Annotated in this window: 6 protein-coding genes and 1 pseudogene; 4 read left to right on the top strand and 3 right to left on the bottom strand. The window is 72.5% G+C overall.

The annotated features are described in order from the left end of the window. Window positions 1-605: PASTA domain-containing protein (locus tag HUW36_RS27450; protein WP_174530787.1), on the top strand; the 605-nt coding region annotated here is incomplete at its 5' end. A 3-nt stretch (window positions 606-608) separates the two neighbouring features. Here the strand turns inward: HUW36_RS27450 and HUW36_RS27445 are convergent. Further along, window positions 609-1,070: a hypothetical protein gene (locus HUW36_RS27445; protein WP_174530786.1), complete on the bottom strand. Its 462-nt coding sequence runs from the start codon at window positions 1,068-1,070 to the stop codon at window positions 609-611. Between the two features lie 99 nt (window positions 1,071-1,169). Further along, entirely contained in the window at window positions 1,170-1,457 is a 288-nt protein-coding gene (locus tag HUW36_RS27440; RefSeq protein ID WP_174530785.1) for a hypothetical protein, read from the bottom strand. A gap of 621 nt (window positions 1,458-2,078) precedes the next feature. Between HUW36_RS27440 and HUW36_RS27435 the strand changes: the two genes are divergently transcribed. The 3 genes from HUW36_RS27435 to HUW36_RS27425 all read left to right on the top strand — a co-directional run bounded on the left by HUW36_RS27435 (window position 2,079) and on the right by HUW36_RS27425 (window position 3,692). Continuing rightward, window positions 2,079-2,960: a helix-turn-helix domain-containing protein gene (locus HUW36_RS27435; RefSeq protein WP_174530784.1), complete on the top strand. Its 882-nt coding sequence runs from the start codon at window positions 2,079-2,081 to the stop codon at window positions 2,958-2,960. Beyond that, window positions 2,930-3,151, top strand: a complete 222-nt coding sequence (locus tag HUW36_RS27430) for a DUF397 domain-containing protein (protein WP_091566110.1) — start codon at window positions 2,930-2,932, stop codon at window positions 3,149-3,151. The genes HUW36_RS27435 and HUW36_RS27430 overlap by 31 nt, the downstream gene beginning before the upstream one ends. A 148-nt stretch (window positions 3,152-3,299) precedes the next feature. Further along, entirely contained in the window at window positions 3,300-3,692 is a 393-nt protein-coding gene (locus HUW36_RS27425) for a hypothetical protein (protein WP_174530783.1), read from the top strand. Here HUW36_RS27425 and HUW36_RS27420 read toward each other — a convergent pair. Continuing rightward, window positions 3,660-3,984 (bottom strand): annotated as a pseudogene (locus tag HUW36_RS27420) (hypothetical protein); the annotation flags it as partial. The gene HUW36_RS27425 and the pseudogene HUW36_RS27420 sit on opposite strands and share 33 nt — an antisense overlap.

The raw sequence follows: 3,984 nt of genomic DNA, 5'->3' as shown, positions 1-3,984 counted from the left end.
GACGCTCTTCCGATCTCCAGGAGCCGGTCGGCGGCGCGGCGTGGTCCGGGCGCGCGGGCGTGCCACCGCCACGACCGGCCGGCTACCCGGAACCGGGCGCCGAGTGGTACGGCGACGAGCAGGCCGGACGCCGCTGGTGGATGCCGATCCTGCTGGGCGTCCTGGCGCTGGTCCTGATCGGTCTGATCGCGGCCGGGGTGTGGCTGGCGCTGCGCGCCGCCGAGCGGAACGACGATCCGGGTCCGGCGCCGTCGGCGGTGCCCAGCACCTCGGCGCGGACCAGCGCCGCGCCGACGAGCGCGTCGCCGAGCAGTTCCCCGCCGAGCACGCCCCCGACCACCACGCCTCCCGCCGAGGTGCCGATGCCGCCGCTGGTGGGGCTGCCCGAGTCCGCCGCCCGCGCGGCGCTGGACCGTCTCGGTGTCGACTACCGGGTGCAGCGCCGGCCGTCGGACCGGCCGGCCGGAACGGTGATCTCCACCGATCCGGAGGCCGGCTACTCCGTCGGCGAGGGCGACCGGGTCACGCTCGTGGTGGCCGAGGCGGCCAGGCCCACCACCGGCGCGACCACCCCGAGTTCCGCTCCGGCGACCACCACGCCCTGACGCTCACCACTGGCGGCGTCGGGTGCCCACCAGGCCGAGCCCGGCGAGCGAGATGGCGAGCCCGAGCAGGCCGGAGTAGAACAGCGACCGGCTGAGGTCGGTCGAGCCGGTGGGGCGGTCGGCGAGCGCGCCCTCCCCGGCTCCGGAGCCCGCCTGGTCGTCGTCGGGCTCGTCGTCGACGTCGTCCGCCGTCGCCGACCCGGCACCGTTCCGCTCGTCGGCGTCGGGTTCGTCCCCGTACGGCTCGGCCTCCGCCGCCTCGCCGGCCGAGCGCGCGCCCTCCCCGGCGACGGTGATCTCCGGGGCGGGCACGGGCTCGGCGAGTTGCTGGGTGGCGGAGAAGGCCGGATGGCGGACCACGAGCGCGAGCACGGTCGCGAGGCCGAGGAAGAGGAAGAGCCCGAGGGCATAGCCGACACGGGACCGGTGGTGCCGCCGCGCGGCGGGCAGATTGACCATGACCATCCCAGGTTCAGGGTCCGTGGCGCGCGGGGTGGAACGTTGCCGGGGTGGGCGTACCGATTCTATGGCGACGGCACGCCCTCCCGACCGGGAATCGTGAGGTCAGCTCACCCGGACCGGAGTCCGGACCACCGGACGTCGGGCCGTCCGTACGGTGTGCTGACGAGGGACCGGCGCGGCCTGGACCTGCCGCAACCCGTCCTGGAGTACGAAGATCGACCGCCGGTTGACCGCGTCCCCCGCCGCGTTCAACTCGTAGCCGTCGAGCCAGAGCCAACCGTCGTAGGTCGGCCAGTCGAGCACCCGGATCACCCGGAACATGATCGGTCGGAAGAACTGGACACTCGCCGCGCGAGTCACGTGCAGTACGTCACCGGAGCGGGGAAGCACATGGGCTCCTGGGAAGGTTCGGCCGGCGGTCGGTGCCGGCAAGGCTGAACGGGGGTCGGTGCGGTCCGGTGACGGGGGGTCTACCTCGGTGGACCGGCGGTCTGTAGGTCGGTGCTGGTCGGGCCGTACCCGCGGTGGCGGACCGCCACCCGACCATCACCCGGCTGCTCCCGGTTACCGCTCCCGCCGCCGCAGCCGAGCTGGCGTGCAGCGGCGGGGTCTTCACCCCGGGGCAGGTCTCACGGCGCGGGACGGCTCCCCTCCGGCCGTCCCGCGGACCGTGGTGTCACCACGCCCGGAGATCATGCGAAGACGGTGAGTAACCCGTGCCATACCGACAGAGTGCATCAGCGACCTGCTCGATGCAAGTTGCACGTCGACTTTTGCCGATAGGTGAGTCGGACACGTGAACGGGACGCTTGAACCGTCAGGTACCCAAACGGCACACTGGACGCCGGTTTCGCCCGACGCGGCCGGTCGACGACCGGCACCATCCCCTGCCGCGAACGCTCGCCCGCCGCCCCCGGGTCGCGCCCACGGCGGGTGCCGAACCGGGGCGCGACCGACCGGAGGTAGCCGGGTGTCTGTGAGTCCTGGTCCCGCGAGCCGGTGGGCGGCGTCATGAGCGAACGGCGCAGCCCGACCATCCGCCGGCGCCGGCTGGGTGCGGAACTCCGCCGGCAGCGGGAGGCCGCCGGCATCACCATCGAGGCGGTCGCCGAGCAACTGGAGTGCTCGGCGTCCAAGGTCTCCCGGATCGAGACCGGGCACACCACCGCCACGCCCCGCGACGTACGGGACATGCTCCGGATCTACGGAGTGGTGGGCGCGGAGAGCGACGAGCTGGTGCAGATCGCCCGTGAGGCCCGGCAGAAGGGCTGGTGGCATCCGTACAGCACGGTGCTGGTCGGGGCGTACGTCGGCCTGGAGGCCGCCGCCAGCTCGATCCGGGCGTACGAGCAGCAGGTCGTGCCGGGCCTGCTGGAGACCGAGGAGTACGCCGGGGCGATGATCCGCGCCGCCCGGCCGGACTTCACCGCCGAACAGGTCGAACAACGGGTGCGTGTCCGTCTGGGCCGTCAGTCGTTGTTGACCCAGGACGATCCGGTCGATCTGTGGGTGGTGCTCGATGAAGCGGTGCTGAGCCGGCCGGTGGGCGGCGACGTGGTGATGCGTGGCCAGCTCAAGCGGCTGGTGGAGGTGGCCCAACTGCCGAACGTGACGGTGCAGGTCCTGCCCTTCGAGGTGGGCGCGCACGCCGGCATGGACGGCACCTTCACCATCCTCAGCTTCCCCGAACCGAGTGATCCCGATGTCGTGTACGCGGAGAACGCCACGGGTGGGCTCTTCCTGGAGAAGAGCGACGAACTGCAGAAGTACAGCTTCATCTTCGATCACATTCGAGCAGCGGCCATTCGCCCGGAGGAATCCATCGCACACATCGCGAAACTGGCAGAGGAGCCACTGTGGAAATGGCGACCAAGGAGTTCCCCGTGGACCTGACGCAGGCGACGTGGTTCAAGAGCTCGAAGAGCGGGCCGAACTGCGACAACTGCGTCGAGGTCGCGTACGTGACCGGGGCGGTCGGAGTCCGGGACTCGAAGGACAAGACGGGCCCGGCCCTGGTCTTCGCCCCGGGCGACTGGCACGCCTTCGTCGCCCGCGCCAGGGGCGGTGCGTTCGGCCGGAGCTGATCGTCACCGAAAGCGTGGTCCCGCCCGGCAGCGTCGCCGGGCGGGACCATTTCGTTCGCGTACCGGCCGGTGCCGGCCACCCGTCGCCAGTTCCGTTCCGCCTCGTTGAACCGCACGGATCGGCAACCGAACGAGGCAGGCGAGACGGATGACGACGATCGGTTCAGAGAACCTCACGAACGGCCCGGGAAAGCCCGAGCGGTTCGGTGGAAAATACCGCGGGGCGCGCCGGGACACCGTCCTCACCGAGGTGGTCTCCACCGAGGGCGAGGAGATGGCCACCGCGCCGGAGCAGTCCGCCGGGCCGCTCTCGCTGCCGTCGCTCGACCCCAACCCGCTCACCGAGCCGTCCTTCCCGCCCAGCGGTTGGCCGATGGAGCAGCAGGAGTCCCTGGTGGACCACCCGCTCCTGCGCGGCCTGCTGATGGAGTTGCCCCCGAAGGGCAGTGTCCCGCCGCCGGGCTGGCTGGACCGCTGGTTCGAGGCGACCCGGGCGATCCTGGAGCTGCTATACGTGCAGGGCGCCGGCCGGACGCGCTGACACCGCCGTCGTCTTCGCCTGCGGCAGTGCCCGCTCGGCGAGCCGGCTGTGCCGCAACGCGTGGCGTACCCCGATCGCGGACACGCCGAGCACCGCGACCGTGATCGCCGGGCCGGCCAGACCCGGCGCGGCGAAGAGGTCCACACCGGCGGCCGGGAGCACGGCGACGAGCACCGCGAGCGCGGTCGCCTGCAACGGCAGCGCGATCAGCGGATGCGCGGCGGCGGCCCGCAGACCGTGCGGGGCCGGGATCCCGGGTGCCGCGGCGAAGGCGCCCGCACCGGCCCGCACC

Source organism: Micromonospora maritima (assembly GCF_902825405.1).
Lineage (GTDB): Bacteria > Actinomycetota > Actinomycetes > Mycobacteriales > Micromonosporaceae > Micromonospora > Micromonospora maritima.
Note: the sequence above shows the minus strand (reverse complement) of the source record. Positions and strands in the feature narration are given on the sequence as shown.

Bases quoted from the DNA above. Each gene is read 5' to 3' on its own strand.
- HUW36_RS27425 (WP_174530783.1), top strand. From the start codon at position 3,300: ATGACGACGATCGGTTCAGAGAACCTCACGAACGGCCCGGGAAAGCCC.
- HUW36_RS27445 (WP_174530786.1), bottom strand. From the start codon at position 1,070: ATGGTCATGGTCAATCTGCCCGCCGCGCGGCGGCACCACCGGTCCCGT.
- HUW36_RS27435 (WP_174530784.1), top strand. From the start codon at position 2,079: ATGAGCGAACGGCGCAGCCCGACCATCCGCCGGCGCCGGCTGGGTGCG.
- HUW36_RS27430 (WP_091566110.1), top strand. From the start codon at position 2,930: ATGGCGACCAAGGAGTTCCCCGTGGACCTGACGCAGGCGACGTGGTTC.